Source organism: Caulobacter ginsengisoli (assembly GCF_030814835.1).
In the GTDB taxonomy this organism is placed as follows: Bacteria; Pseudomonadota; Alphaproteobacteria; order Caulobacterales; family Caulobacteraceae; genus Caulobacter; species Caulobacter ginsengisoli.
In genome coordinates this window covers 580959-605094 of sequence record NZ_JAUSVS010000001.1, presented here as the reverse complement: position 1 = coordinate 605094, position 24136 = coordinate 580959, and the positions used below count along the sequence as shown (strand labels likewise).

General features: G+C 68.3%; 21 protein-coding genes. 10 read left to right on the top strand and 11 right to left on the bottom strand.

Features of this window, described 5'->3' with window-relative positions; translation table 11 throughout:
• The first annotated feature begins 74 nt into the window (after positions 1-74).
• The 5 genes from QO010_RS03010 (at position 75) to QO010_RS02990 (ending at position 8266) form a co-directional block, all read left to right on the top strand.
• The gene (locus tag QO010_RS03010) at positions 75-2291 is read left to right on the top strand and encodes an RNA degradosome polyphosphate kinase (protein ID WP_307345757.1); all 2217 of its coding nucleotides are present in this window, start codon (positions 75-77) and stop codon (positions 2289-2291) included.
• Between the two features lie 7 nt (positions 2292-2298).
• Complete coding sequence (locus QO010_RS03005; protein WP_307345754.1) at positions 2299-3786, top strand: Ppx/GppA phosphatase family protein; 1488 nt, start codon at positions 2299-2301, stop codon at positions 3784-3786.
• A 299-nt stretch (positions 3787-4085) separates the two neighbouring features.
• Positions 4086-5201 (top strand): hypothetical protein, encoded by a 1116-nt coding sequence (locus QO010_RS03000; RefSeq protein ID WP_307345752.1) that lies wholly within the window; start codon positions 4086-4088, stop codon positions 5199-5201.
• A gap of 3 nt (positions 5202-5204) precedes the next feature.
• Positions 5205-6401, top strand: coding sequence for a caspase family protein (locus tag QO010_RS02995; protein WP_307345749.1), 1197 nt, complete (start codon positions 5205-5207; stop codon positions 6399-6401).
• Positions 6398-8266 carry a pYEATS domain-containing protein gene (locus tag QO010_RS02990; RefSeq protein ID WP_307345745.1) on the top strand — a complete coding sequence of 623 codons (1869 nt, stop codon included), beginning with the start codon at positions 6398-6400 and terminating at the stop codon, positions 8264-8266. Before QO010_RS02995 ends, QO010_RS02990 begins: the two co-directional genes overlap by 4 nt.
• A 9-nt stretch (positions 8267-8275) precedes the next feature.
• Here the strand turns inward: QO010_RS02990 and QO010_RS02985 are convergent, their stop codons facing one another.
• Together QO010_RS02985 and rnd are read right to left on the bottom strand one after the other, a co-directional pair.
• On the bottom strand, positions 8276-9118 hold the full coding sequence (locus tag QO010_RS02985) for an HAD family hydrolase (protein ID WP_307345741.1): 843 nt from the start codon (positions 9116-9118) through the stop codon (positions 8276-8278).
• Positions 9119-9161: 43 nt separating this feature from the next.
• The gene (gene rnd, locus QO010_RS02980; protein ID WP_307345738.1) at positions 9162-10331 is read right to left on the bottom strand and encodes a ribonuclease D; all 1170 of its coding nucleotides are present in this window, start codon (positions 10329-10331) and stop codon (positions 9162-9164) included.
• Positions 10332-10434: 103 nt separating this feature from the next.
• Between rnd and purM the strand changes: the two genes are divergently transcribed.
• The 3 genes from purM (at position 10435) to QO010_RS02965 (ending at position 13993) form a co-directional block, all read left to right on the top strand.
• Entirely contained in the window at positions 10435-11457 is a 1023-nt protein-coding gene (gene purM, locus QO010_RS02975; RefSeq protein ID WP_307345735.1) for a phosphoribosylformylglycinamidine cyclo-ligase, read from the top strand.
• The gene (purN, locus tag QO010_RS02970; RefSeq protein WP_307345732.1) at positions 11454-12026 is read left to right on the top strand and encodes a phosphoribosylglycinamide formyltransferase; all 573 of its coding nucleotides are present in this window, start codon (positions 11454-11456) and stop codon (positions 12024-12026) included. The genes purM and purN overlap by 4 nt, the downstream gene beginning before the upstream one ends.
• 194 nt (positions 12027-12220) lie before the next feature.
• Positions 12221-13993 (top strand): ATP-binding protein, encoded by a 1773-nt coding sequence (locus QO010_RS02965; protein ID WP_307345729.1) that lies wholly within the window; start codon positions 12221-12223, stop codon positions 13991-13993.
• Here the strand turns inward: QO010_RS02965 and QO010_RS02960 are convergent.
• Positions 13990-14544, bottom strand: a complete 555-nt coding sequence (locus QO010_RS02960) for a hypothetical protein (protein ID WP_307345726.1) — start codon at positions 14542-14544, stop codon at positions 13990-13992. The genes QO010_RS02965 and QO010_RS02960 overlap by 4 nt on opposite strands.
• 259 nt (positions 14545-14803) lie before the next feature.
• Entirely contained in the window at positions 14804-15223 is a 420-nt protein-coding gene (ndk, locus tag QO010_RS02955) for a nucleoside-diphosphate kinase (protein ID WP_307345723.1), read from the bottom strand.
• Positions 15224-15320: 97 nt separating this feature from the next.
• Here ndk and QO010_RS02950 point away from each other — a divergent pair, with 97 nt between their 5' ends.
• Both QO010_RS02950 and QO010_RS02945 read left to right on the top strand, forming a co-directional pair.
• The gene (locus QO010_RS02950; protein WP_307345720.1) at positions 15321-17213 is read left to right on the top strand and encodes an ABC-F family ATP-binding cassette domain-containing protein; all 1893 of its coding nucleotides are present in this window, start codon (positions 15321-15323) and stop codon (positions 17211-17213) included.
• A gap of 222 nt (positions 17214-17435) precedes the next feature.
• The gene (locus QO010_RS02945) at positions 17436-18521 is read left to right on the top strand and encodes an alpha/beta fold hydrolase (RefSeq protein WP_307345717.1); all 1086 of its coding nucleotides are present in this window, start codon (positions 17436-17438) and stop codon (positions 18519-18521) included.
• Here QO010_RS02945 and QO010_RS02940 read toward each other — a convergent pair.
• The 7 genes from QO010_RS02940 to QO010_RS02910 form a co-directional block, all read right to left on the bottom strand.
• Positions 18518-18925, bottom strand: a complete 408-nt coding sequence (locus QO010_RS02940; protein ID WP_307345715.1) for a GFA family protein — start codon at positions 18923-18925, stop codon at positions 18518-18520. The two genes, QO010_RS02945 and QO010_RS02940, sit on opposite strands and share 4 nt — an antisense overlap.
• The gene (locus tag QO010_RS02935) at positions 18926-19348 is read right to left on the bottom strand and encodes a J domain-containing protein (RefSeq protein ID WP_307345712.1); all 423 of its coding nucleotides are present in this window, start codon (positions 19346-19348) and stop codon (positions 18926-18928) included. It abuts the gene before it with no gap.
• A 43-nt stretch (positions 19349-19391) separates the two neighbouring features.
• Positions 19392-20228, bottom strand: a complete 837-nt coding sequence (locus QO010_RS02930) for a division plane positioning ATPase MipZ (RefSeq protein ID WP_307345709.1) — start codon at positions 20226-20228, stop codon at positions 19392-19394.
• 125 nt (positions 20229-20353) lie between these two features.
• Positions 20354-20719 (bottom strand): hypothetical protein, encoded by a 366-nt coding sequence (locus QO010_RS02925; protein WP_307345706.1) that lies wholly within the window; start codon positions 20717-20719, stop codon positions 20354-20356.
• Between the two features lie 63 nt (positions 20720-20782).
• Entirely contained in the window at positions 20783-21190 is a 408-nt protein-coding gene (locus QO010_RS02920) for a DUF1489 family protein (RefSeq protein WP_307345704.1), read from the bottom strand.
• Positions 21191-21201: 11 nt separating this feature from the next.
• A complete protein-coding gene (locus QO010_RS02915) occupies positions 21202-23196 on the bottom strand; it encodes an ATP-binding protein (RefSeq protein WP_307345702.1) in 1995 nt (664 codons plus the stop codon).
• A complete protein-coding gene (locus QO010_RS02910; RefSeq protein WP_307345700.1) occupies positions 23196-24119 on the bottom strand; it encodes a DUF3667 domain-containing protein in 924 nt (307 codons plus the stop codon). The genes QO010_RS02915 and QO010_RS02910 overlap by 1 nt, the downstream gene beginning before the upstream one ends.
• Positions 24120-24136 lie beyond the last annotated feature (17 nt).

Here is a 24136-nt window from a genome sequence, read left to right as displayed (position 1 = left end):
CTTGGGGCATGCCGGGCTTGCCCGAACGGCGCCAGCCGGGGCACAAGTCCCCCATGCCGCGCAAAAGGCCCTTGATGACCGACGCCGCGACCGCCCCCGTCCCACCCGTGGCGTCCAAGCCCCCGCCCGCGGCGACCGACCTGACCCTGGACGAGGCCAGGCTCGGATCGCCCGAGCGTTTCTTCAACCGCGAGATCTCCTGGCTGAGCTTCAACCGCCGGGTCATCGAGGAGGCCGAGAACCCCCGCCACCCGCTGCTGGAGCGGCTGCGGTTCGTATCGATCTCGGCCAGCAACCTGGATGAGTTCTATTCGGTGCGGGTCGCGGGCCTGAAGGGCCAGGTCCGCGAGGGCGTGCGCGTGGTCAGCCAGGACGGCCTGACCCCCGCCGAACAGCTGGTAAAGATCAACGAGGCGGCCGGTGAACTGATGCTGGACCAGCAGCGGATCTGGGCCACCCTTCGCCAGGAGCTGGCTGGCGAAGGCATCAAGCTGCTGGATTCCAAGGACATCACCAGCGAAGCCGACCTCAAGGCGGCCGAGGACATCTTCCTCAACCACGTCTTCCCGGTGCTGACCCCCCTGGCCATCGATCCGGCCCATCCCTTCCCCTTCATTCCGAACCTGGGCTTTTCGCTGGCCCTGAAGCTGAAGCGCCGCGACGACAACCGCGAGCTTTACGCCCTGGCCCCGGTGCCCCAGCAGGTGCGGCGGTTCTGGGAACTGCCCGCGACCGGCCGGCGCAAGGGCGAGCGGCGGATCGTGGCGCTGGAAAGCCTGATCATCCTCTTCCTGCCCCACATCTTCCCCAACTGCGAGATCCTGGGCCGGGGCCTGTTCCGGCTGATCCGCGACAGCGACGTAGAAATCGAGGAAGAGGCCGAGGATCTGGTCCGCGAGTTCGAGGCCCGGCTGAAGCTGCGCCGGCTGGGTTCGGTGGTGCGGGTCAAGATCCAGACCACCATGCCGGCCGACCTGCGCGACTTCATCATCGAGAACCTGCATGCCGAGCCGCAGGACGTCACCCTGATCGACGGCAAGCTGGGCCTGGCCCAGATGGACCAGCTGATCCCCGCCGACCGCGCCGACCTGAAGTTCCCGCTGTTCCTGCCGCGCTTTCCCGAGCGCATCCGCGACCACAACGGCGACTGTTTCGCCGCCATCCGCGAGAAGGACATCCTGGTCCACCACCCGTTCGAGAGCTTCGACGTGGTGGTCCAGTTCCTGCGCCAGGCGGCCCACGACCCCAACGTGCTGGCCATCAAGCAGACCCTCTACCGGACCAGCAAGGACAGCCCCATCGTCGCCGCCCTGATCGAGGCGGCCGAGAACGGCAAGAACGTCACCGCCCTGGTCGAGATCAAGGCGCGCTTCGACGAAGAGGCCAACCTGAAATGGGCCCGCGACCTGGAGCGGGCCGGCGTCCATGTGGTCTTCGGCTTCATCGAGTACAAGACCCACGCCAAGCTGAGCCTGGTGGTCCGCCGCGAGGGCGAGACCCTGCGCACCTACTGTCACTTCGGAACCGGCAACTATCATCCGGTCACCGCCAAGATCTACACCGACCTGTCGCTGTTCACGACCGACCCGACGCTGGGCCGCGACTCCGCGCGCCTGTTCAACTTCATCACCGGCTACGCCCAGCCCGAGCACCTGGAGAAGCTCAGCTTCTCGCCGGTGGCCATGAAGCACGACCTGCTGGCCATGATCGCCGCCGAGGCCGACAACGCCCGGGCCGGCAAGCCGTCTGGGATCTGGGCCAAGCTCAACGCCCTGGTCGATCCCGAGATCATCGACGCCCTCTACCGGGCCAGCCAGGCCGGGGTGCGCATCGACCTGGTCATCCGCGGCATCTGCTGCCTGCGCCCGGGCATCCCGGGCCTGTCCCAGAACATCGCGGTCAAGAGCATCGTCGGCCGCTTCCTGGAGCACACCCGCATCTGCGCCTTCGCCAACGGCCAGCCGATGCCCAGCACCGCCGCCAAGGTATTCATCTCCTCGGCCGACTGGATGCCCCGCAACCTGGACCGCCGCGTCGAGGCCCTGACGCCCATCGAGAACCCGACCGTGCACCAGCAGGTGCTGGACCAGATCATGGTGGCCAACCTCAACGACGAGGCCCAGAGCTGGAACCTCGATTCCGAGGGCGTCTATCGGCGCGATCCCAACTGGGACCGCCGCGGCGCCTTCTCGGCCCACGACTATTTCATGACCAATCCCAGCCTGTCGGGCCGGGGGCATAAGGTGCTCGATCTGCCCAGAGCCTTCGACCATGTCGGCCCACGCCGTTAGCCCCCCGATGAACCCAGTCCCGCTGGACGCGGCCGTCATCGATGTGGGCTCCAACTCGGTGCGCCTGGTGCTCTATCGCATCGAGGGCCGCTCGATCTGGACGGTCTATAACGAGAAGGTGCTGGCGGGCCTGGGCCGCGATATCGGCCAGACCGGCCGCCTCGCCCCCGACGGCGTCGCCCAGGCCATGGCGGCCCTCAAGCGCTTCCGGGCGGTCATCGAGGCGGCCAATCCGGAAGAGATCTTCACCGCCGCCACCGCCGCCGTCCGCGACGCCGCCGACGGCCAGGACTTCGTCGAGCGGGTGCAGGCCGAGACGGGCCTCTCCTTGCGCATCCTCAGCGGCGCGGAAGAGGCGCGCTATGCGGCCCTGGGCGTGCTGGCCGGGGCGCCGGACTCGCGCGGCCTGGTCGGCGATCTGGGCGGCGCCAGCCTGGAATTGACCCCCATCGGACCGGACGGCGCCGGACCGGGGGTAACCCTGCCGCTGGGCCCCTTCGCCTTCGGGCCCTTCCCCGAGCACAACCCCGACATCCTGCGCAAAGCCGTGGACGAGCGACTGGCCGGGTTTGGCAACCTGCGCACCGACACCTTCCACGCGGTCGGCGGCGCCTGGCGCAACCTGGCTCTCATCCACATGCACATGGCCGGCTATCCGCTGCGGGTCGTGCATCAGTATGAAATCCGCCGGACCGAGGCGCTGGAAGCCTGCCGCTTCGTCGCCGGCCAGTCGCGCCGCAGCCTGGAAACCGTCGAGGGCGTCTCCAAGAAGCGGGCCGAGACCCTGCCCCACGCCGCCGTGGTGCTGGAGCGGCTGATCCAGGCCCTGGACATCCAGAAGGTCGAACTGTCGGCCTATGGCGTGCGCGAAGGCCTGCTGTTCGAGGCCCTGGACGCCTCTACCGCCCCTCTGGACCCGCTGGTCGAAGGCTGCGCGGCGCTCAGCGCCCGCACCGGCGCCGACGCGGCGCTCGGGCCCATGCTGGAGGCCTGGCTGGCCCCGGTGTTCAACGCCCTCGCCCCGGTGATGGACGGCCGTGACGGCGTGCTGCGCGCCGCCGCCTGCCGCCTGGCGGACCTGGGTGCCCGGCTTCACCCCGACCATCGCGCCGACCTGGTCTTCGAGCAGGTTCTGCGCGCCCCGGTCGCCGGCCAGAACCACGCCGAGCGGGCCTTCCTGTCGGTCGCCGCCTTCGCCCGCCACACCAGCGCCTCGACCATCCCCGAGGCCGCCACCATCGCCCGCCTGCTCCCCGACGACGCCCGCCGCCGGGCCCGGGCCCTAGGCGCCGCCATCCGCCTGGGCTGCGACCTGACGGCCCGCACCCCGGCCCTGCTGGTCAACACCCGCCTGAGGCTGGAAGGCGACCGCCTGCTGCTGACCACCGACCCGCAGCGCAGCGACCTGCTGCTCGGCGACCAGACCTCGCGGCGGGCCGGGACGCTGGCCAGCCTCCTGAATGTGAAGCTGCGGGTGGGCGGCGACGGCGCCTGACCTCAGATTTCGGCCGCCCGGCGTATCTGCTCCAGGAACCATTTGACGCCCAGGCCCCGGGCGGTTCTGCGGCGCAGTACCGACACCTCGACCAGGTCGGGCTCGCCGCCCAGCGGATCGTCGGCAAGCGCTGCTGGGCGAGCTGACCGTCGCCGTGCCGCCGATCTACTAGCCTCGGCCATCATCCGCGCATCGAGCGACGCCCGCTCTCGCTCGCGAACGTGACCGCGGTCACAGCCAACAGTTGCGCATCAGGGTGGAAGGTATCAGAGTTTTTCAGCACTTCAGGGGACGTTCCAATGGTCCAGATGGTCTTCGTTCATGGTGTGGCGACGCGGAGTGGCCCCGCCTACGATCAGGAAGAACGCAACCGCGACGCCCTGTTCAAGCAGGTCTTGTTCCAGGGCGCCCCTCTCAACATCCGCTCACCGCGGTGGGGCGATCTGGTCCCGGCCATGTCGAACGGCGGCGGCTCGTTCGCCGGCGCGGCCGGCGTTTCGGCCTACAGCGCGCTGGGCGCGCTCACTGTCAGCGATCCCGAGGGCGGCGCCATCGCGGAGTTGGCCACCGCTGACCCAGCCACGGCCCTGGACGCGGTCTACGCCACCCTGGTCGACCGCGCCGACCTTTCGAACGAGGACCTGACGGCTGACGATATCAGGGCGTTCAGGGCCGTGACCAAGGCCATCGCCGCCGGTGGCCAGCCCCAGGTCGCCGCCTCCGCCACCGACGAAGAGCTGATCTTCAACATTGGCCAGTTCGGCGACAACGCCGGCTATGGCGCGATCGGGGACAAGATCAAAGGCGCGGTAAGCGCTCTGGCCGACCGGGCTCGCAACAGCGTTTCCACCAGCATTTCCAACGCCTTCCGCGACGATCTGAACCCTCTGGTCGGGCGGTTCCTGGGCGACATCTTCGTCTATCTGAAGGGCCCGCCCCAGGACGGCGTCCGAACCGCCATCCGCGCGCGGGTGGGAAAGGAGATCGTCGCCGCCCACACCGCCGCCAAGGCGTCTGGCGAAAAGCTGGTCCTGCTGGGTCACAGCCTGGGCGGGGTCATCCTCTACGACATGCTGTCCTCGCCCGCCCAGGCCGGGTTGCCGGCCGATCTGTCGGTGGACCTGCTGATGACTGTCGGGTCGCAGCCTGGCTTCTTCGAGGAACTGGGCCTGTTCGACTTCAAGCGATCGGCCGGCGCGACCTCGACCCCGGGCCCGGCCAATGTGAAAGCCTGGCACAACATCTTCGATCCCATCGATCTGTTCGGCTTCCGCGCCACGCCGATGTTCGCCAACGCTCAGGACTTCCAGTTCGACTCGGTCACCGGCCTGATCTCAGCCCACACCACCTACTTCAAGCGCCCGCAGTTCTACGCCCGCGCCCGCAAGCGCCTGCAAGACCTTCACGTGATCTGATCGATGACCCTGATCTTCGAGCGTCCTGTTCAGCCCGGAAAGCCGGCGACCCACGCCTTCGTTATCGGAGTCGGGACCTATCCCGACGCCAAGCCCGGCAAGGGCTTCAACAAGGACCTTCGCGCCGTGCCCGACCTGGCCAGCGCGGCGGACAGCGCCAAGCGGATGTGCGACTGGCTGCTGGAGAACAAAGACAACCTCGACGCTCCGCTGGCGACATTGGAGGTCCTCATCGGGCCGGCGCAGCACGCCGCCGGCGCGACGCCTTATGCCTGGGCCAACGAGCCCGCCGCGCCGCCCGATCCGCCGACCGTGGCCAATGTCGAGGCCGCTGGCGCGGATTGGCTGGGACAGCTCCAAAAGCGGCCGGGCGATGTGGCGTTTTTCTACGCCTGCGGCCACGGCGCCCGGCTCGGCACCGATCCGCTGCTGTTCCTGCAGGATATCAACACCCGCAAGATGCATCCCTGGGGCGGGTTCCTGAACGTCGGCGAGACCGCCAACGCCTTCAAGCAGGTGACCGAAATCAGCGCCGGCTTCTTCTTTCTCGACGCCTGCCAGGAGTTCTCTCCGAAACTGGAACTGTCGAAAGCCAAATGGGTCGCCCAGTTCATCGCGCCCCTCGACCCGTTCCAGCCCCAATTGACCCGGGAAAAGGTCTTCATGCTCAGCGCCACCTCGGCGGGGCTGAAGGCCTATGACGGGCCCTGCGCCGATAACCCCAACCTCCGGCTTGGTCGGTTTACGCAGACCCTGTGCCTGGCTCTGGACGGGGCCGCGGTTCGCTCCCGTCTCGGGCGATGGGTTGTTCAACCGGCCTCCATTATTGAGGACATCATCTACCTGCACGGATTGCGGACCGACTGGCGCGAGGACGAACTGCCCTTCGAGCCCACGCAGTCGGCCTTCCCTACCGGACCCTTCCCCATCGTCGCCCCGGCCCGGCCCATCGTGCCGATTGTGGTTTTCACCAACCCGGCCCCGGCCATCTCGAACTATGACCTGAGCATCTTCGCCAGCCCCGACCGCGCGCCGCCTGTCGTCGATCAGCGACCCTTGCGGGCGCAGACGGAATGGCTGGCCTGGGTGCCGGCCAGCCGGGACATGCATGTGGCGGTCGCGGCGGACAACGGGATCTCGTACGAGGCCAAGTTCAGCCCGGACATGCCCATTTTCGACCAGCGGATCCTGATCCCATGAGCACGCGTCTGACATTCGAAGCTCCAGGAGACCTCTCAGTCGGGCGGGTGACGGTCGCGAGCGCCGATGGCGTGCTGACCGAATGGGTGGCGACCCCCAACCACAGGATCTTCGAGACCGACGACATCCAGCCGGGCTTCTATTCCGCCGAGGTGGCCCCGGTCGGCCTGCGCGCCCGTTCCTACGTCTTCGAGGTGAAGCCCGAGGTCGCCAACACCGTGACCATGCCGCTCTATGCGGTCCTGGCGGCAGGCGGTGACGTAGCCGCCTTCTCCGGGATCGAGAGCGGGAATCTGCAGGCTGCCGTCGAGAGCCTGCAGCGTGGCCGCCCCGCGTCCACCGAAGCGCCGCCGCCCCCCCCCGTTACGCGGTCGGAGGTCTGGTCGGCGCCGGCGCGCAGCCCGGAATCGGCCTCATCCCGCATGCTTTCCGTTGGACTGTCGCAGGACGAGGACATGGCCGACCTGGGCGGCTGGACGCCCTACGCCGACGGCGCCCCCACCGTCGAACTCGAAGCCGGCGTGCTGAACGTGCTGATCGCCTCGTCCCCCGATGCGTTGAAGCGCCATCCCCGGCTACGGCTTTCCATGGCGCTGGAGGGCGTGCGGACCGAGCGGATGATGGTCCCGGCCTTCCTGGGCGGAACACGAGTATCCTTCCAGGCTTCGCCGCTGATCAGCGCCGACATCGCCGTCCAGGTGACGCCGCTGGATCCGGAACGCCGGGCCCTGATGCGGGCGCTGCAGGCGGGAGTCGCGGAGGAAGCCTCCGCGGTCTATGCCGACGTCCTGCGCGGCGGCTCGATCGCCCGGTTCATCGATGGACTGGAAGAAGACGCCTGGGCGGCCATGGTGGCCACCCTGCTGACCATCCGCTTCCCGGAGGTCTTCGGTCCCAAGCCGCCGGAATGGGGCCCACTGCTCGCCGAGCGCTATCCATGGGCCTCCGACACCCATGTCATCCTCGCCCGCCACCATCTCAATCAGGCCGGCAGGGGTTCCGATCGCGAAGAGGCGGCCCGTGGCGCGCTGACGGCCCTGGGCATTGCGCAGCGGCTGGGCGCCCCCTACTTCGCCGCGACCAACCAGCTGATGGGCGAGATGCTGGGCGGGCTGGCGGGGCTTAAGGGCTTTGATGCGACGCTCACCGAGCTGGCCCAAACCCAACTCGACAAGTGGCGCAGCGACGTGCCCCTGCAACGCGCCGCCGGGGCGATCTTCTCCTGGCTGGCGGCCGACAACAAGCTGCGGGCGCAGGGCCAGATCGCGCCATATCGCAGCACAGGCAGCATGAATGAGCGCTATGCCCGCCTGCTGTTCCAAGGCCGTGTGGACGCCGCCGGCATCAGCGTCAGCAACGCCGCCGCCCAGACCGAGCCCCCCAAGGCGACCATGCCGCAGGAGATGGCCTCGGGGACGGTGGCAGCCGATCGGATCGATGGCTCGGGCATCGCCCTGGCCTCCGCCGGCGCCGCCAGGTCGCTGGAAGCCCCCGCGCTCGAGCGCCCCGTCACCGTCGTTGACGACCCTAACAAAAACCGCTTCGGCGGCCTCGCCGAGGTCGGCGGCTACAGGCTGACGGCCGCCTTCACCGAAACCTCACCGGAAGGCTGGGTGGATATCCAACTGGCCGTCCGCGCCGACCGCACGCTTCCGCCAAGCTTTTCGGACGCCGTGGAGTTCTTCCTGCACCCGACCTTCAGCCCCAGTCGGATCAAGGTGGCCTTCCGCGGCCACGAGGCGGCGGTGACCGTCCGGGCGCTGGGCGGTTTCACGGTTGGCGCCTGGCTCCCATCGCAGGGGATCGAGCTGGAATGCGATCTGGCGCTGCTGCCCGACGCGCCCCAGGTCATCCGGGAACTTTAGCCGCCCTGTTCAATCCCGGGGCATGGTCCGTTCGGCGATGGCGATGCGGCCCAGGATGCCCTTGACGATCAGGTCCAGCGGCGCGCCCTCGCGGTAGTCGGCGGCGGCGATGAAGTTGACCCGGTCGTCGGCGATCAGCCGGTGGATCTTGGTCTGGTGACTGGGCTCGTTGTTGGGGTCGTAGACGGCGATCGAGTGGCCGCCCTTGGTGTGCATCATCTTCATGGTCGGCACATCGGTGTCGCCGTCGCCGACGAAGATCATCCGCTCGAACGGCACCGGCCGCTCCTCGTCGGGTATGTAGCGATTGATCTTCTCGTGCTCCCAATTGTTGTAGACCCCCTTGTTGATGCGGAAGAGGTACTGGGTCTTGGTGGTGTAGTTGATGCCCACCGCCGGCCATTCGGCCTCGCCCTTGGCGTTGTAGACATAGTGCGAGGCGAAGACGTGCTCGAAGGCCGGGTAGATCGGGCAGCCCTCGACCATCTCCTGCAGGCCGCTCGACAGGATGTAGTGCTTGATGGTCAGGCCATAATTGGCCCCAAAGGCGTTGATCCGCTCGAACCAGCTCATGTCCCGCAGGCCCTCGAACAGCGGCACGTCCCGGCCGTGTTCGCGCAGCATCTCGCGGGTGACGGTCAGCCCGGCCTGCTTGGCCGTGCGCAGCATCAGCTGCATGTACATCAGGATGTCGTCGCCGTCGGACTCGATGGTCCGGGGCCGCACCGTGTCGTTCCAGAACTCTTTGGGCGTCATCCCCAGGGCCGGGATGAAGCTGGTCTCCTGCATGTTGCCGCGGGCCAGGGTGCCGTCGAAGTCGTAGATCAGGGCGGTGGTGCGAGGATTTTCCATGCCCACGGCTTAGACCATGGGCGTGGGGAATCAACCCACGGGGCTAGCCGGCCTTGGGCGCCCGCCGCACCTCGACCACCCGCACCCGCGTCCCGTCCAGCACCAGGGCCAGCTCGCCGCGCTTGAGCTTCAGCGCATCGGCCCCGAAGGCGTCCTTGCGCCAGCCGGTCAGGGCGCCGACGTCGGCGTTGTCGTCGTTGGCGATCTTTTCCAGGTCCGAGACGGTGGCGATCAGCTTGGAGGCGACGCCGGCGTCTTCCGAGCGGGCCTTGAGCAGCACCTTCAAGAGCTCGACTACCGCGCCGGCGGCCGGATTGTGGGCCGGGCGTTCGCGTTCGACGACCGGGGCGTAGGCCTCGGGGTTCTTCAGCGCCTCGCGGATGGCGGCCAGCAGGTCGGGGCCGAACTTGGACCCCGAGAAGCCCTTGGGCACCCCGCGCAGGCGATCCAGGGCGGCCGCGTCGGTCGGCGCCTGGCTGGCCAGCTCGTCCATGGCGTCATCCTTGAGGATGCGGCCTCTGGGCTGGTCGCGCAGCTGGGCGGTGCGCTCGCGCCAGGCGGCGACGGCCTTGAACACCGCCAGGTATTTGGCCGCGTGCTTGCGGGGCTTGAGCCGCTTCCAGGCGTTCTCCGGATCGACATCGTAGAGGGCCGGGTCGGTCAGGGCCGCCATCTCCTCCTCGACCCAGGCCAGGCGCCCGGCCTTCTCCAGCCGCTCGCGCAGCATCGGGTAGAGGGTGCAGAGGTGGGTGACGTCGGCCAGGGCGTAGGTCAGCTGCGCATCCGACAGCGGCCGGCGGGCCCAGTCGGTGAAGCGGTGCGACTTGTCCAGGTCGATCTTCAGCATCTGGCGGACCAGGGCGTCATAGGCGATCTGCTCGCCATAGCCGGCGGCCATGCTGGCGATCTGGGTGTCGAACAGCGGCCGGGGCATGGCGCCCAGGTTGTTGAAGATTTCGACGTCCTGGCGCGCCGCATGGAACACCTTCTGCACGGTCTCGTCGCGCAGGATGTCCAGCAGGGGCGTCAGGTCGATGCCCTCGGCCAGCGGGTCGATGCACGCCTCGCAATTGGGGGCGGCGACCTGGATCAAACAGAGCTTGGGCCAGTACGTGGTTTCGCGCATGAACTCGGTGTCCACGACGACGTAGGGCTGGCCCTTCAATTGTTTGCAGAAATCCGCCAGCGCGGCGGTGGTTGTAATAGGCTGCATCGGCTAGCTATAGCCTTGCGCGGGGCCGAGTCTGCAAGGGCCAACAGCCCCGCTGCGGCAATTGTCGCCCTACCGTGACCGAAAAAACCACCTTGAGAGCCCCATGCAAGACCGCAAAAACGGCCTGACCTATGCCGAGGCCGGCGTCGATATCGATGCGGGCGCCGCTCTGGTCGAGGCGATCAAGCCGCTCGCTAAAGCCACCCGCCGGCCCGGCGCGGAGGCGGGCCTCGGCGGTTTCGGGGCGCTCTTCGACCTCAAGGCGGCCGGCTATGACGACCCGCTGTTGGTCTCGACCACCGACGGGGTGGGCACCAAGCTGCGCATCGCCCTCGATACGGGCCTGCACGACACGGTCGGCATCGACCTGGTGGCCATGTGCGTCAACGATCTGCTGGCCCAGGGCGCCGAGCCGCTGCTGTTCCTCGACTATTACGCCACCGGCAAGCTGGACGTCGCCATCGCCACCCGCGTGGTGGCCGGCATCGCCGAGGGTTGCCGCCTCTCCGGCTGCGCCCTGGTCGGCGGGGAAACGGCCGAGATGCCGGGCATGTACGAGGGCGACGACTACGATCTGGCCGGTTTCGCGGTCGGCGCCGTCAACCGCGACGGCGTGCTGCCCAAGCTCGACGAGCAGCGGGCCGGCGACGTCTTGATCGGCATCGGCTCCAGCGGCCCGCATTCCAACGGCTATAGCCTGGTGCGCCGGGTGGTCGAGCGCTCGGGCCTGGCCTGGGACGCCCCCTCTCCGTTCGGCGAAGACACGCTGGGGGCGGCGCTGATGGCGCCCACCCGGCTCTACATCAAGTCGGTCCTGCCCCAGATCAAGGCCGGCCGCATCAAGGGCGGCGCCCACATCACCGGCGGCGGCCTGATCGAGAACCCGCCCCGCGCGGTCGCCGAGGGCCTGGTCCCCAACATCGACTGGAACGCCTGGCCCCTGCCCCCGGTGTTCGACTGGCTGCAGCGCACGGGCGGCATGGACGACCACGAACTGCGCCGCACCTTCAACTGCGGCATCGGCTTCATGCTGATCGTTGGCCCGCGCCATGCGCCGGTGGTGCTGGCCGAACTGCTGGAAGCCGGCGAAGACGCCTTCGTCTGCGGCGAGCTCGCCGCGGCATGAGGGCCAAGGTCGGCGTCCTGATCTCGGGGCGGGGCTCGAACATGGAGGCCCTGATCCGGGCCGCCGAGGCTCCCGACTGCCCGTTCGAGATCGCGCTGGTGGTCTCCAACAAGCCGGAGGCGGCGGGCCTGGACAAGGCCCGGGCCGCCGGGGTGACGGCGCTGGCCATCGACGGCAAGCCGTTCGGCAAGGACCGCGAGGCCCACGAGAAGGCCATCGACGCGGCCCTGCGCGCGGCGGGCTGCGAATACGTCGCCCTGGCCGGCTACATGCGCATCCTGACCCCCTGGCTGGTCGAGGCCTGGGCTGGACGGATGATCAACATCCACCCTTCGCTGCTGCCGAAATATCCAGGGCTGGACACCCATGGCCGGGCGCTGGCGGCCGGTGACGTGGAGGCCGGCTGCACGGTGCATCTTGTGACCTCCGGCGTTGATGAAGGCCCGATCCTGGGCCAGGCCCGGGCGCCGATCCTGCCGGGAGATGACGAGGCTGCGCTCACGGCCCGGGTGTTGGCGGAGGAACACAAACTGTTCGCAAAATGCCTGGCCGACCTGGTCCGCGGCTAGACCTGTTCTCATTTCGGGCGAACACCGATTTGACCTCGCGGTGATTTGCAAAGAACTTATACGCTACCCGATCCGGGTATTCTGGCCACGCACGTGACAGAACAACGCAGCTGGTTCGGTTTACTCAAATCAACCTTAATCGTTAGGCGGAACGCAACCGACCAAGCCTAAGCATCCAGGCTTGGGGAGTTGTAATGCCCGAAGACCGGCAGTCGATCGAGCGCGTGCTGCGCTGGCGGTTCCAGACCGCGACCAACCGCGTCCTGCAGGTGGTGCTGATCTATGTCCTGGCGACGATCACCACCGGAACCGTCTGGCCGGCCCTCTGGATGGGCGCGACCCTGCTGACCATGTTCCTGGACGCCTGTCTCTCCCGGTGGGCGCTGGCGGATCTGGAAGACCCGCGCCGCATGCCTCTGGTCTATGCGGGCTTTGCCATCACCTCGGTGGTGTTCAGCAGCGTCGCCCTGGTCTTCCTGAGCAATCCGACCCTTTTGGGCGTCTCCGAAGCCCTGTTGATCACCGGGGCCATTGTCCTCAACACCGCCCTGATGGCCCGGGGGGCGAGGACGGCTTCGCTGATCCTGGCCGGCCCCTCGGCCCTGCTACTGCTGGGCATGCCTTTCCTGGCCCCTCTGTTCGGTCACACGGTCGGACTGCGCGACGCGCTCCCCATGGCGGTGGGCGGCGCCTTCTATGTCGGCGTCCTGGTCAAGATCACCCGCACCCTCAGCGCCGAGAGCGACGCCCTGCGTAGCGCCCTGGCCGACCGCAAGGCGGCCATGCATGAGATCGAACAGGCCCGCGACGCGGCGCAGGCGGCCAACCAGGCCAAGAGCAGCTTCCTGGCCACGATGAGCCACGAGATCCGCACGCCGCTGAACGGAGTGCTGGGCATGGCCCAGGCCATGGCGCGGGAGCCGTTGTCCGAAGCCCAGCGTCAGCGGCTGGATGTGATCGGACAGTCGGGCGAGACCCTGCTGGCCATCCTCAACGATATCCTGGACCTGTCCAAGATCGAGGCCGGCAAGCTTGAGCTCGAGGTCGCCGATTTCAATCTGGAAGCCGTGGCGCATGGCGCCCATGCCGCCTTCACGGCGATGGCCAACGCCAAGGGCCTGTCGTTCAACCTGGTCATCGCGCCGGCGGCGCGCGGCGTCTATCGCGGCGATTCGGTCCGGGTGCGGCAGGTGCTCTACAACCTGATCTCCAATGCGGTGAAGTTCACCGACAGCGGCCATGTCCAGGTGGCGATCGACCGCACAACTAGCGGCGTGCGGATGGTGGTGAGCGATACGGGCCTGGGTCTGGATCCGAACGGGATCGCCCGGCTGTTCGACAAGTTCGTCCAGGCCGATTCCTCGACCACCCGCCGTTTCGGCGGCACAGGCCTGGGACTGGCGATCTGCGCCGAGCTCTGCCACGCCATGGGCGGAACCATCCAGGCCGAAAGCCTTCAGGACCAGGGCAGCGCCTTCACCGTCGAACTGCCGCTGGAGCGGGTGGCCGAGGCGGCCTCGGCGCCCGGCCTGGAAGTCTGCCCGCCCCCGCCCAGTCTGGAAGAGCGGGATATCCGGGTGCTGGCGGCGGAGGACAATCCGGTCAACCAGATGGTGCTCAAGACCCTGCTGGCCCAGCTGGGAATCTGGCCGGTGATCGTCGACAACGGCCAGGCCGCCGTCGAGGCCTGGGAAGCCGGTGACTGGGACGCGATCCTGATGGACGTGCAGATGCCGGTGATGGACGGTCCGACCGCGACCCGGGCCATCCGGGCGAAGGAGGCGGCGAGCGGCCGCCGGCCGGTGCCGATCATCGCCCTCACGGCCAACGCCATGACCCATCAGGTCGAGAGCTATCGCGCGGCCGGCATGACCGATTTCGTGGCCAAGCCGATCAGGGTCGCCGAACTTCTGACCGCCCTGGCGGCGGCCCTGGAGCCGGCTCAGCCCCAGGCCCTGGCCAGCTAGCCGGCCGGCGGCGTCTCCAGCACCAGGTCGACCAGCCGCGGCTTGAAGCGCTTGCCGGTGGGCGAGCGGGAGTCGTCGTCGGCCATCAGGCCCGCCCCCCCGACGCCCATATAGACCAGACGCCCGGTGACCCGGACCTTCTCGCGCAGGGGGTGGGGCTTGCCGGCCGAGTCCTGGAACGTCGTGCCGGCCAAGTCGAACGTGATGGTCTCCGGGGCGTTGGGGACGAACCGCTCCCGGCTCAGCACAGCCATGTTGAGCTGGTTGGGGCCGGTTCCGGTCTCCAGATCGAAGCGCATCAACTCATCGCCCTGACCGTTGGGTCGTGTCGTCAGCACCTGGCCGATGGCGATGGCCTGGCCGCCCGGGCCGTTGTCGAAGCCGATATAGCCGTCGATGGAGACGCGCCGCCCGTTGAGGTCCGAGGCCCAGTAGATCTGTGGCTCGACCTGAGAGGCTTCCACAAGCACCGGCGGCGGCGCGGGGCCGAGCTTGCCGCAAGCCGCGCCCATCAAAGTCAGCACGCCTACCAGGGCCATTCGCAGCCGCATAGCTTTTCTCCCGACCGTTCGGGAGCGCATCTTCGGGAGGAGTCGTAAATCAATCGCGTCGGTGGCGATTCCCACCCACCCCCCGGGCAAATCCTGGCGAAGGCCAGGATCCATGCGCGGGCGGCCACTCTGCCCAAGCCCTTTCAAGCCCCTCGGCTTGGACCCTGGCCTTCGCCAGGGAGATCGGGAGGATGGGAGACGGGCATGAAAAAGGCCTGCCCCGCGACGGACAGGCCTTCTCCACACTGCGGTGTCGCAATCAGCCGACGATGTCGGCGTCCGTGAAGAACTGGGCGATCTCGATCGCCGCGTTCTCGGCGCTGTCCGAGCCGTGGACGGTGTTCTCGCCGACCGACTGGGCGAACAGCTTGCGGATGGTGCCTTCGTCGGCGTTGGCCGGGTTGGTGGCGCCCATGACTTCGCGGTAGCGGGCCACGGCGTTGTCGCCTTCCAGCACCTGCACCACGACCGGGCTGCGGGTCATGAACTCGACCAGTTCGCCGAAGAAGGGGCGTTCCTTGTGAACTTCATAGAACTTCTCGGCCTGGGCCTGAGACATATGGATGCGGCGCTGGCCGACGATGCGCAGGCCGGCGGCCTCGATGACGGCATTCACCGCGCCGGTCAGATTGCGCTCGGTGGCGTCGGGTTTCAGGATCGAGAAGGTGCGTTCGGTCATGGGCTGGGACTGGAGCCTTGTGAGAAGTGGTTGGGTTTTCGAGGTTGCGGGCTTATAGCCGCACGCTCCCTCCGCGCCAACCTCCCGCAGTGCAACATTGCTTCAGATCGATAATCTCACTTTTGACTCCTGGGGCCGCCGCTTCTTCGATGAAGCCAGCGTCAGCCTGCCCGTGGGGGCCAAGGTGGGTCTGGTCGGGCGCAACGGCATCGGAAAGTCCACGCTTTTCAAGCTGATCCTGGGCGAACTGCACAATGGCGGCGGCGAGATCCGCATCCCCAAGCGGGCCCGGATCACTTCGGTGGCCCAGGAGCATCCGGCCACCCCGGTCAGCCTGCTGGACACCGTGCTGGAGGCCGATGTCGAGCGGCACGAGCTGCTGCTCAAGCTGGAAACCGCCGAGCCCGAGGACATGGGCGACATCTGGACCCGGTTGATCGAGATCGACGCCGACTCGGCCCCGGCCCGGGCCTCGGAAATCCTGGCCGGCCTGGGCTTCAGCCACGAGGACCTTTCCCGGCCGATGGCCGAATTCTCCGGCGGCTGGCGGATGCGGGTGGCCCTGGCGGCGGCCCTGTTCGCCGAGGCCGACCTGATGCTGCTGGACGAGCCGACCAACTATCTCGACCTGGAAGGCGCCCTGTGGCTCGAGGCGCGGCTGAAGAAGTATCCGCACACCGCCATCATCATCAGCCACGACCGCGAATTGCTCAATAACTCCGTGGGTTACATCCTGCATGTGAGAGAGGGAAAGCTCGACCTCTACACCGGCGGCTATGACAGTTTCGAACAGCAGCGGGCCGAGAAGGCCCGCCTGGCCGAGGCCATGCGCGGCAAGATCGAAGCCAAGCGCGCCCATATGCAGGCCTTCGTCGACCGCTTCCGGGCCAAGGCCTCCAAGGCGACCCAGGCCCAGTCGCGCCTGAAGATGCTGGCCAAGCTGCCGCCAGTGACCATGACTCTGGAGGAGCGCACCGCCCCCTTCACCATCCCCTCCCCGCCCCGGCCGCTGGCCCCGCCGCTGGTGCGGCTGGAGAACGCCACCGTCGGCTATGGCGGCCCGCCGATCCTCAAGCATCTCAATCTGCGGCTCGATATCGACGACCGCATTGGCCTGCTGGGCGTCAACGGAGCCGGCAAGTCGACCTTCGCCAAGATGATCGCCGGGGCCCTGGCCATCGAGTCCGGTCACCTGCACCGCGACCGGCGGATCAAGGTCGGCTGGTTCCACCAGCACCAGATCGAAGCCCTCGACCCCACCGACACCCCGCTGGAAATCATCCGCCGCGAGATGCCCGAGTCGAGCGAGGCGCAACGCCGCTCGAAACTGGCGCAGTTCGGCCTGGGCTACGACAAGGCCGAGACCACGGTGGCCAACCTCTCCGGCGGCGAGCGGGCCCGGCTGCTCTTGAACCTGGTGGCGATGGCCGCCCCGCACCTGCTGATTCTCGACGAACCGACCAACCACCTCGACATCGACAGCCGCCGGGCCCTGCTCGACGCCCTGAACGAATACGAGGGCGCGGTGATCCTGATCACCCACGACCGCGGCCTGATGGAGCTGGTCGCCGACCGCCTGTGGCTGGCCGCCGACGGCAGTGTGAAGCCGTTCAACGGCGACATGGACGACTACGCCAGGTTCGTCCTCGACCGCGCCCGCGTCGCCGCCCGCGCCCCGACCCAGGTCAAGGCCGCTCCCGCCGCCAAACCCGAACCGGTCTCCCCGCCACCGCCGCCGACCAACCGCGATCCGGCGGCGATGGCCGGCCCGCTGAAGCGCAAGCTGCAGGCGGCCGAGGAAGTGCTGGCCCGGGCGACCAAGGCCTTGGCCGAGATCGACGAGAAACTGGCCGACCCCGGCGTCTATGTCCGCGACCCCAAGGGCGCGGCGGAGTTGGGCCAGAAGCGCGAGAAGGCCCAGGCAACCCTGGACGAGGCCGAGGCTAAGTGGATGGCGGCGGCCGAAGCGCTGGAAGGCGTGGCAGGCTAACCTTTCAGCCGCTCATCCCCGCGAAAGCGGGGACCCAGGTGTTTTTCGTTGCGGGCTTGCAACCGCCCCGGCCTTTCAGAATCGCCCTCAACAGCAAAAAGCCTGGGCCCCCGCTTTCGCGGGGATGAGCGGATTTTTGGGTTACTGAACATGGTGGAAACTTAACGTGCCCACCGTCCCCGCCGGGACTATCGAAAGGCCAGTAGCCTTCGGAGTTCCCTGATGCGCCGTTTCCTCCTGGCCCTCGCCCTGGTCCTCGCTCCCCTCACCGCCTCGGTCGCCGAGGAGCCACCCAAGGTCGACTACGAGCCGGCCCGTAAGATCGTCACCGACGCGCAGGCGATCGTAACCCCGAACGGGGTGCAAGAGGCCTTCAACGCGCCGATCGGCGGCATCGATCAGCGGATCAGCGTGCGGGGCGCTGACCGCAGGAACCCGATCATCCTCTTCATCCACGGCGGGCCGGGCTCGCCGGAGATGCCGATGTCCTGGAGCTTTCAGCGGCCCTGGGAGGAGTATTTCACCGTCGTCCAATGGGACCAGCGGGCCGCCGGCAAGACCTACGCCGCCAACCCGGTCCCCGACCCGGCCACCCTGACCCCGCAGCGCTATGTCGATGACGCCATCGAGCTGATCGAGCTGCTGAAAGCGCGCTACGGCAAGCAGAAGATCATCGTGGTCGGCCACAGCTGGGGGACGGTCGTGGGCCTGTCGGTGGCCATCCAGCGCCCCGATCTGGTCCAGGCCTATGTCGGCATCGGTCAGATCATCGATTTCCGCGAGAACGAACGGCTTGGCTACGACTGGACCCTGGCCCAGGCCCGGGCGGCCAAGAATGACAAGGCCATCAAGGATCTGGAGGCCCTGGCCCCCTATCCGGGACCCGGTCCCCTGACCATCGAGCGGGTCGGAGTCGAGCGGGAGTGGAACATCCACTTCGGCGGGCTGATGGCGGGCCGGGACAACGCCGACGCCTATTTCCGCACCCTGCGCATCTCGCCGGACTATGTCGACAGCGACCGCAAGGCCTTCGACGCCGGCAGCCTGCTGACCATCACCCGCATGCTGCCGCAGATGACCGACATCAGCTTCCAGTCGGTCCGCAAGGTGGATGTGCCCGTCTACTTCTTCCTGGGCCGCCATGACTGGACAACGCCATCGTCCATCGCCGAGGCCTGGCTGGCCCGGCTCAAGGCGCCGGCCAAGGGCGCGACCTGGTTCGAGAACTCGGCCCATCTGATGCCGATCGAGGAGCCGGGGAAGGTGTTCGTGACGCTGCTGAGGGATGTGGGGCCCAAGCAGCCTTAGCGCGGCGGCGGATTCTGCTCGAAGGCCGGCACGCCCTCGCGCAGGGCGACCCAGGCGTGGCGATCCTGGTTCCACACCGACTGCTCTGGCGGCGGGAAGCCGGGGTCGGCGAAGGCGCCCACGGCCACGCCGATGCGGTCGGGCATACGGGCCGGCTCCCACCAGAGGTTCGAACCGCATTTCGGGCAAAAGCGGAAGGTCACCGGATGGCCGCTGCCCGAGTCGCGGGTGAAGGCGCCCGCCTCGCCACTAACGGTCACGGCCGCGCGGTCGAAGAAGGCGGCGATGCTGAAAACGCTGCCCGTGCGACGCTGGCAGTCGGAGCAGTGGCATTGCGAGATCTTGCGCGGCTCACCCTCGCAGGTCAGCGACAGTTGACCACAATGGCAGGCGGCGGCTCGCACCTAGCCGCCCAGCAGCGCGTCGCGCGCCGCGTTGAGCTGAGCCGCCAGGCCTGAGGTGCCGCCGACGTCGGGGTGGGCCATGCGGATCAGGCGGTTGTAGGCGGCCTGGATCTCCTCGCGGGTGGCGCCGGGGCCGACGCCCAGGATGGCGCGGGCCTCAATGATGCTGGAAGGCTCGGGGACGGGCTTGCGGACCGGGTTGCGGCGAGCGCTGAAGGCGACGGCGGCGGCCGCGGCGGCCAGGAGCGCGCCGGGCAGCACTCGCCCGGTCACGGCCAGAAAGCCGCCGCCGGCCAGGCCCAGGGCCGCGAAGCCGCCAGCGGCCGTCCGCCAGCCACGATGCGGCAGCAGCGGCTTGCCGTTCCGCCGGCCGAGCCAGACGAGGAAGGCGAAGACCGCCGCAACGATGAGCACCAGATACATGCGGCAGACCTAGCGCCCCTTCAGGTCCGGGAGCAACCAGCCGCTACTCCGCGGCGAGCAGTTCGTCGCCGGTCCAGGCGCCCAGGCCCGTGGCCTGCATCAGCGCACGCAGTTCCTGGCGGGCCGCCACATGGGCCAGCGACATCTGGGCCGGGCGCACGCCGGTCGAGAGGTCGGCGATGGTCAGGCCGTAAGGGAAGAGCTCGCGATAGATGACCCGGTCGCGCAGGCCCGGGCCGACCCGGAAGCCGATCCGCTTGGCCAGGGCGTGCAGCCGCTGGTCGACCCGGCGCTTGTTGCGGGCCTCGACGCCGCCCAGGCGGTTCTGCAGCACCAGCCAGTCCAGGGCCTGGCGTTGGCCGGCCAGGGCGCGCTCCTTGCGGGCCTGCCAGACGGTCTCGGCATAGAGGCTGGGCTTGAGCAGCTCCAGGGTCACCGGATCGACATGGCCCAGCATGTCGAAGTCGACGAAGCTGTCGTTCATCGGGGTGACGATCAGGTCGGCCAGGGCGTGGGCCGAGCGCGACAGCACCGTGTCGCCCCCGGGGGTGTCGATGATCACGAACTCGGCGTCGGCCTTGGCGGCGGCATAGGCCTTGGCGAAGGCGGTCATCTGAGTGTCGGCGTCGGCCAGGGCCAGGGCGACCCCGTCCTCGGACGTGTTGCGGATCAGCGGCTGGGGCAGATCGGCCCGATTGCTGGCGATCCAGGCGGCGCGATTGGCGAAGAAGCGGCTGGTCGACGCCTGGCGCAGGTCCAGGTCGATGACCGCCACGCTGGCCTTGCCGTGTAGCAGGGCGGTGGCCAGATGGACGGCGATGGTGGACTTGCCGGCCCCGCCCTTTTCGTTGCCGACGACGATAACGCGCGGCTGATTCATCGATGGCTCCCTGGCCAAATCCGGTCGCCGACTCAGTGGCGATCAGGACGACGAGACACCTCGCCTAGCCCCAGGGTCAACTTCGAGTCACAGGTTGTCCACAAGACGCGGAGTCGCAGGGGCGATCAGCCCCGGCGCAGACCAAACCAGCCAAAGCCCAGCGCCATGACGATGTGCAGGCCGATGGGGCCCCAGGACAGCACGCCCAACTCGCCCCGGTTCATGGCGATCAGCAGCACCACCGTATCGATGGCGTTGTAGACGAAGCTGCCCCGCAGGACGGCGAGCATTGCACCCTCGCGCTTGGCCGATCGGACGCTCCAGAACACCCAGGCGAACCCCAGCAGCGCCGCGCCCAGGATGCGGCACATCAGCTGGCCGCCCATGTCGACCGAGATGCCGTAGGGGCTGAGGAACGGCGCCGGAATGGCCAGCAGGCCCAGTCCGAAGAAGCCGTAGACGACGGTGGTGAAGATCAGAAATCCGCGCATTGGCGTGCCTCCCTTGTATGGAAGGCGGATACGCGCGGTCAGCCCACATGGATCAGACCGGACCTACCAGGCCCCCAGTTCCCGCAGCTGCCGCGCCAGATCCTCGGGCATATCCCCCAGCGCCCCGTTCGGCAGATCCGCGGGAGCGTCCTTGGGGTCCAGGTAGCGCCAGCCCTGGAAGGCGCGGCGGGGGTGCGGGTAGGTCGGGACCAGCAGCGGGTCCAGGTCGATGCGGCAGGGCTGGGGGCCGCTGTCCAGGGTGCGGATGTCCAGGATGGCCTGACGAACCATGATCTGGCCCTTGATCACCCAGTAGAGCGAGCCGCCATCGACGATCTCGGCCGCCCGCTTGGGGGTCTGGCGGGTGGGGACCAGCGGCTTATGGCCGGCCTTGTCCCGCTCGGCGCGCCATTCGCGCAGTTCCTCCAGGGTGTCGACGCCGACACAGAGCTTGATCAGATGCAGGGCCATGGGGCGGGGATTTAGGAACTCGGCTCCAGCTTCGCCAGCACCACGCCCTCGCTGACCTGGCCGCCGGGCGTGGCGTTCAGCTCGGCCACCACCCCGTCGAACGGGGCGGTCATGGCGTGCTCCATCTTCATGGCCTCCAGCACCAGCAGCGGCTGGCCCTTGGTGACCTTGTCGCCGACCTTGACCGAGACCGAGACGATCTTGCCGGGCATGGGCGAGCGGATCGAGCCGTCGGAGGCGCTGCCCGCCTCGTCGAGCACCGCGCTGCGGCGGAACTCCAGGGCCGCGCCCTGCTGGAACACCACCTTCAGGTTTTCATCCACGCCGAGCACCGGATTGGGCTCGTCGTCCTCCAGGAACGCCACGCAGGCGGCCATGCCATAGGCCATGGAGGTCTCGCCGGCATAGTGGACCCACAGACCCGAATGCTTGGGCGCGGAGCCGTCGTAAGCCGTGCCTTCCAGAGAGATGTCCAGCCGCTTGCCGGCGTGATGGATCGGCATCCAGCCCAGCGACGGTCCGTTCATGCGGAAATTGAACAGTCCATCATTCCAGGGCCCGCGCAGGACCCGCCAGCCATCCTCGTCGGCCGAGATGGCGAACGAGGCCGCCGCGGTCATCACGGTGCGATTGGAAGGCGCGACCTCGGCGATGAGGTCGTCCAGCCGCGCCTCGATGAAACCGGTATCGATGGCGCCGGCCACGAAGTCGGGATGGCTCGCGCAGCGGGCCAGGAAGGCGGCGTTGGTCTTGACCGGCCAGACCTCGACCGCGGCGCAGGCCTCAGCCAACGCCTCGGCCGCCGCCTCGCGGGTCTCACCGGTCGCGATCAGCTTGGCGATCATCGGGTCGTAGAAGGGGGTGACTTCGCCGCCCTCCTCCACCGCGCTGTCCACGCGCACGAAGTCGGGTAGCTGGAAGTGATCGAGCGGGCCCGTCGAGGGCAGGAATCCCGTCGCCGGGTTCTCCGCATAGAGCCGCGCTTCCATCGCCCAGCCGTTGATCGACAGATCTTCCTGCTTCAGCGGCAGCGGCTCGCCCGACGCCACCCTCAGCTGCCATTCCACCAGGTCCTGGCCGGTGATGGCCTCGGTGACCGGGTGCTCGACCTGCAGGCGGGTGTTCATTTCCATGAACCAGATGCGGTCGGCGCGCAGGCCCTCGGAAGCGTCGGCGATGAATTCCACCGTGCCGGCGCCCTCGTAGTTCACGGCGCGGGCAGCCTTGACCGCGGCGTCGCAGACGGCGGCCCGGGTGGCGGCGTCCATGCCGGGGGCCGGGGCCTCCTCGATGACCTTCTGGTGGCGGCGCTGCAGCGAGCAGTCGCGCTCGAACAGGTGGACGGCGTTACCGTGGCTGTCGCCGAACACCTGCACCTCGATGTGGCGCGGGCGGGTGACGTATTTCTCGATCAGCACCTTGTCGTCGCCAAAGCTGGCGGCGGCCTCGCGCTGGCAGCTGGCCAGGGCGGCGGCGAAGTCGGCGGCCGCCTCGACCTTGCGCATGCCCTTGCCGCCGCCGCCGGCCACGGCCTTGATCAGCACCGGATAGCCGGTCTTGTCGGCCTCGGACTGGAGGCGCGTCAGGCTTTGGTTCTCGCCGAGATAGCCGGGGGTCACCGGCACGCCGGCCGCCTGCATGCGGCTCTTGGCGGCGTCCTTCAGGCCCATGGCCTCGATGGCCTCCGGCGGCGGGCCCACCCAGATCAGACCGGCGGCCTTCACGGCGCGGGCGAAGGCGGCGTTTTCGGACAGGAAGCCATAGCCGGGATGGATGGCCTCGGCGCCGGTCGCCTTGGCGGCGGCCAGAATCTTGTCGGCGACCAGATAGCTCTCGCGGGCCGGCGACGGGCCGATCAGCACGGCCTCGTCGGCCTCCTGCACGTGCGGCGCGCCGGCGTCGGCCTCGGAATAGACGGCGATGGTGCGCACGCCCATCCGGCGGGCGGTGCGGATGATCCGGCGGGCGATCTCGCCGCGGTTGGCGATCAGCAGGGATGAAATCATCAATGAGCGCCCATGGCTGTCAGGCCCAGCAGGGCGACGATAACGACGATGATTCCGCCGGCGAACACGCCGCCGATGAGCAGCGCCACCATCCGGGCCAGGGTGGCGACCACCCCGCTGCCATAGACCCCCCGCATGTGGAAGAACAGATGCACCGGGATCGCCCAGAGCAGCAGCTGCGACCAGCCGCCGATGACCGCGGCCAGCGCCGAGCTGAGGCTGAGCAGCAGCCCCATGAACGACAGCGAATGCATCGAGAAGATCAGGTGGTCGAACAGATAGAAGCGGCGGCGCGGGAACATGAACAGCAGGCCCAGCAAGCCGGCGGCCATCGGCAGGGCCAGGATCGCCAGGCGGTGCGACCAGTCATGGAAGGCGCGGTCGTAGGCGGCGGGATCCTTCATCGCCGCCTGACCGTGCTCGATCACCCAACGCTGGAAGGGTCCCCTGCGTTTGGCGGCCTCCATATCGTCCTGCTGGATGCTGAGCTTGGCGCCCGGTGTGACCAGCACCTTCTGCCCGGGCTTGGGCATGTCCACGCGGGTCTGGGTGTTCTGGTTCAGGCCGCCGGCGAAGAAGACCAGCACCACCACGATCAGGAACAGCCGGAACGGCGGCACCTGCGGCGCACGATGGCCATCCAGGTAGCTGCGGGTTAGCCGGGCGGGATGGCGGAACAGGTCCGGCAGGGTCTGCCACAGGCGGCCGTCGAAATGGGTCAGGCCCTCGACCGCCTCGGCGATCAGGTGGCCGATCGAGCGGTGGAACTCCTCGCCCTTCTGGCCGCAGGCATGGCACCAGGGGCCCTCCAGGGGCGTGGCGCAGTTGGGACAGGGCGTGCCCAGCGGCAGGGCGTGGGTCGGCTTGCGGCTGAAGAAGCCGCCGACCGAATCCGCCGCGGCGGCTTCCAGCTCGCTGATCATGGCCCCCGCCCCTCTTC

Excerpts from the sequence above, each read along its gene's own strand:
- QO010_RS03010 (WP_307345757.1), top strand. The coding sequence starts at position 75 with ATGACCGACGCCGCGACCGCCCCCGTCCCACCCGTGGCGTCCAAGCCC.
- QO010_RS02925 (WP_307345706.1), bottom strand. The coding sequence starts at position 20,719 with ATGCGCGGATTTCTGATCTTCACCACCGTCGTCTACGGCTTCTTCGGA.
- QO010_RS03005 (WP_307345754.1), top strand. The coding sequence starts at position 2,299 with ATGAACCCAGTCCCGCTGGACGCGGCCGTCATCGATGTGGGCTCCAAC.
- QO010_RS02960 (WP_307345726.1), bottom strand. The coding sequence starts at position 14,544 with ATGCGGCTGCGAATGGCCCTGGTAGGCGTGCTGACTTTGATGGGCGCG.
- QO010_RS02990 (WP_307345745.1), top strand. The coding sequence starts at position 6,398 with ATGAGCACGCGTCTGACATTCGAAGCTCCAGGAGACCTCTCAGTCGGG.
- QO010_RS02910 (WP_307345700.1), bottom strand. The coding sequence starts at position 24,119 with ATGATCAGCGAGCTGGAAGCCGCCGCGGCGGATTCGGTCGGCGGCTTC.
- QO010_RS02915 (WP_307345702.1), bottom strand. The coding sequence starts at position 23,196 with ATGATTTCATCCCTGCTGATCGCCAACCGCGGCGAGATCGCCCGCCGG.
- QO010_RS02985 (WP_307345741.1), bottom strand. The coding sequence starts at position 9,118 with ATGGAAAATCCTCGCACCACCGCCCTGATCTACGACTTCGACGGCACC.
- QO010_RS02945 (WP_307345717.1), top strand. The coding sequence starts at position 17,436 with ATGCGCCGTTTCCTCCTGGCCCTCGCCCTGGTCCTCGCTCCCCTCACC.
- QO010_RS02920 (WP_307345704.1), bottom strand. The coding sequence starts at position 21,190 with ATGGCCCTGCATCTGATCAAGCTCTGTGTCGGCGTCGACACCCTGGAG.
- QO010_RS02995 (WP_307345749.1), top strand. The coding sequence starts at position 5,205 with ATGACCCTGATCTTCGAGCGTCCTGTTCAGCCCGGAAAGCCGGCGACC.
- ndk (WP_307345723.1), bottom strand. The coding sequence starts at position 15,223 with ATGACCGAACGCACCTTCTCGATCCTGAAACCCGACGCCACCGAGCGC.
- purM (WP_307345735.1), top strand. The coding sequence starts at position 10,435 with ATGCAAGACCGCAAAAACGGCCTGACCTATGCCGAGGCCGGCGTCGAT.
- rnd (WP_307345738.1), bottom strand. The coding sequence starts at position 10,331 with ATGCAGCCTATTACAACCACCGCCGCGCTGGCGGATTTCTGCAAACAA.
- QO010_RS02930 (WP_307345709.1), bottom strand. The coding sequence starts at position 20,228 with ATGAATCAGCCGCGCGTTATCGTCGTCGGCAACGAAAAGGGCGGGGCC.
- QO010_RS02965 (WP_307345729.1), top strand. The coding sequence starts at position 12,221 with ATGCCCGAAGACCGGCAGTCGATCGAGCGCGTGCTGCGCTGGCGGTTC.
- purN (WP_307345732.1), top strand. The coding sequence starts at position 11,454 with ATGAGGGCCAAGGTCGGCGTCCTGATCTCGGGGCGGGGCTCGAACATG.
- QO010_RS02935 (WP_307345712.1), bottom strand. The coding sequence starts at position 19,348 with ATGTATCTGGTGCTCATCGTTGCGGCGGTCTTCGCCTTCCTCGTCTGG.
- QO010_RS03000 (WP_307345752.1), top strand. The coding sequence starts at position 4,086 with ATGGTCCAGATGGTCTTCGTTCATGGTGTGGCGACGCGGAGTGGCCCC.